General features: G+C 35.8%; 2 protein-coding genes and 1 pseudogene. All 3 read right to left on the reverse strand.

The window, feature by feature from the left end:
* Positions 1-826: pseudogene (locus EA341_RS05995) on the reverse strand (hypothetical protein); the annotation flags it as partial.
* Positions 827-1,367: 541 nt separating this feature from the next.
* Positions 1,368-1,979 carry an alpha-ketoglutarate-dependent dioxygenase AlkB gene (locus EA341_RS06000; RefSeq protein ID WP_293012315.1) on the reverse strand — a complete coding sequence of 204 codons (612 nt, stop codon included), beginning with the start codon at positions 1,977-1,979 and terminating at the stop codon, positions 1,368-1,370.
* Between the two features lie 212 nt (positions 1,980-2,191).
* Positions 2,192-2,602 carry a GNAT family N-acetyltransferase gene (locus EA341_RS06005; RefSeq protein WP_293012317.1) on the reverse strand — a complete coding sequence of 137 codons (411 nt, stop codon included), beginning with the start codon at positions 2,600-2,602 and terminating at the stop codon, positions 2,192-2,194.
* Between the last annotated feature and the right edge of the window lie 364 nt (positions 2,603-2,966).

Below are 2,966 nucleotides of genomic sequence, written 5' to 3' on the forward strand. Positions count from 1 at the left end.
CAAGTCCTACAAAGTAGGCTTTGGCACCCCAATAGATTATTTTTTTCCATTTGTTGGTAAGAGGATATACTATTGAGGTAAGCTGTGAAGGTTTGTGTAATAGGAAAAAATCTATCAAAGACCTGAGATATGGCAAAGCTATCAAAAGAGAAAAGAACAAAAGATGTCCGGAAAACAACTTGACAGGAACATCGAAGGATAAATTGACAAGAAAAATATTTGCGGTAACCGTGATAGAGATCAGTGCTCCGAGCAACTGTGTTCTCCTGATCAATAAGAGTAGACCAGCCATGGTTTCAGCGACTCCCATAAATCCTTTGTACAAATCCGAGTACCCAAAAAACCTCCAAGCCAAACCCATAGGTGAAAAATCACCGTATGTGCTCTCCAGTGCCAGATAACTCGGACTTGGAAACTGGCCTTGCAGGAATTTGATCACCCCATAAGAAATTAGAGTCAAGCCTACGAAATACCGGGCATATATCAGGATCAAATGATAAAACTGATCTAGTCTGGATTTATTGCGGACTAAAAATAATACTGCCATTGAAATCAGAGCAGCCAAGAGCCCATAACTGACAAGGGAAATGTAATCCAATGTAGTATCACCACTGCCGTTTAAAGGGACATATTCCAAGTTTTCGAACCCCAAAACATATTTACCTACAAACAAGCTTAAACTTCCTTTGGCACTGTCGATATGCTGGGAAATAAGCATATAGCCGTAAGGAAAGTGGTTTACAGGAAATGGGAATATATAGATGAGAACATAAAAGCCAATAAAAGTTTTGATGGACTGATTCAAAAAACCGGACTTGTTTTTCATGTGGTTGGAGTTTGATTTCCAAAATAGTAAAAATTTAGTTTTCTCTTAAAAAACCTCAAACAAATAGTAATTTAGTTAATAAAGCCTAAGCGGGTCCACATTTTCTTTCTTATTGAATTGGATGTTTGCAAATTCATATAAACGTCCATTTTGCTATGTACAGGTGTTTGATCTTTTTGATTTTATTCCAGTTTTTTAGAACGTGTAATACCCGATGGCTCAGGAGGAGTAAATTTCTTTACCTCAGGTGGGGGAGGGGGGATAATACAATTGATAAGAGAGCTACGTCAGGATTACGATTTGCCAACTGAATTCCAGTATGTTGAATATGATTCTTCAAAAGTTGATCTTCTGTACAAATCGAAATTCAATTTTAATAAATGGTGAGTGGCACTGACAAGGATTTTTTCTTGAAATCCTCCCGATCTGGGAGAATATTGAGGAAAGCGTTAGTGAGCAGAATCAATACCCAGATGGAAATAATTTAGTTGGAGTGCTTTAATTCCTGTCAGTAAAATTCAATTCTTCAATAGATTTTCGTTTACTGCTCTTTATCAATAGTTCTAAAAGTAAGGTTTACTCTTGGGGAAAAGACTTTTTTGGTGGGAGGTAGTCGATGCATCCAATGTGTTTGGGTTTCTCCTTTCATAATCAGAAGGCTTCCATGCTCTAGGAGCAAATCTATTTTTTGTCCAGAATTTTTATGCTTGAAGGAAAATTTTCTTTCAGCTCCAAAGCTTACCGATCCTATCGCACCATTTTTTTTCAAGTCCCTTTCACCGTCGCTGTGCCAAGCCATCCCTTCGGACCCTGAGTGATAAAGGTTTAAAAGGCAAGAATTAAACCGTTCTCCAGAAACGTTTTCAGTGATTTTTTTAATCTCCAGTAACTCGTCTGTCCAAGGTAAGGCGGATTTTGTAACATTGGAATAAGTATATTCAAAAGGAAAGTCAGCGTACCAAGCTACTTTTCGTTTTGTGTAGATTTTTTTTCCGAAAATCATTGCTTCATCCTTTTTCCATTCAATTTTTTCATACATCATTTTGAAGAAATGGTCGGCTTCAATAGTAGAAAATATTTTCCCGAAATAAAGTACAGATCCATCCATTGGAAGGAGATTGAGGTTGCGGTCAGCAGGCAAGTCAAATAACATTTTCTATCTAGTTAATTTACCTTTTCATTATAAGTTGGCAAAGTGACAAAGGTTGTTCTCAAATTCATCTTTCTCATTTTGAAAAACTACTGTATGCTGTCTTAAAACCATTCATAAACTTAACTTTTTATTGATTTTCAAATAAGGTGAATTTACCTTTTTGATTCCAAATCAAATCCTATAGATTTTTGCTATAAATGATAAAACCACTCTCAATGTTCATCTCCATGATAAACCCACATGGGTTCTGTTTGCCCGGCTCTTTCAAATCCAATTTTTTGATAGAATTGGATTGCTTTCCCATCTGCGGTCAACATTTGCATATGAAAATCTTTATAAATCTCTTTCATTCGGGTCATGATCATCTGACCAACGCCTTTTCCCTGATAATCGGGAAGAACAAGCAGATGAGGATAATATACAACCAAGTGGCCATCAGAAATGGCATTGCCTAAACCAATTAATTTATCTTCATCCCAAGCAGATATTAAGGAGTGAGAATTTTTGAGAGCCTTCTCCAGTAAATCAGGTTTGTTTGCCGAACTCCAATTATTGGCTTTATATAGGTCTATAATAGATTGTTTGGGTATGTTTCTTGATTCTGAAATTGCAATGTTCATCATGCTATTTAATCTACAGTATCCAATTCCTTCAGTAAAATTTGATATCAATTATCAGGAAGGAATTTAACTTTTTTATGGTAATAGTATCGATTTTGGAATTTCATAAAAGGGCATTTCCTATCCTATCCTTTTTTATACTGATCTCACTGCCTTATGTTGTTTTTATGCTGTTGGAATATGCTGCTATAAAAGTATACTGCTAAAATTAACCGACAATAAATCCTGTGCAAGGATTTCATTTCAATTTTAGGTTTTCAACAAATTTTTAAAATAAAAACGTAAAAGACTGTAAATCATATGATTTACAGTCTTTTGATGGGGGTTGATAACCCACTTTGTCGGGGTGACAGGATTTGAACCTGCG

Origin of the sequence: Mongoliibacter sp. (assembly GCF_007692705.1) — a bacterium.
Lineage (GTDB): Bacteria > Bacteroidota > Bacteroidia > Cytophagales > Cyclobacteriaceae > Mongoliibacter.

Bases quoted from the DNA above. Each gene is read 5' to 3' on its own strand.
- EA341_RS06005 (WP_293012317.1), bottom strand. From the start codon at position 2,602: ATGATGAACATTGCAATTTCAGAATCAAGAAACATACCCAAACAATCT.
- EA341_RS06000 (WP_293012315.1), bottom strand. From the start codon at position 1,979: ATGTTATTTGACTTGCCTGCTGACCGCAACCTCAATCTCCTTCCAATG.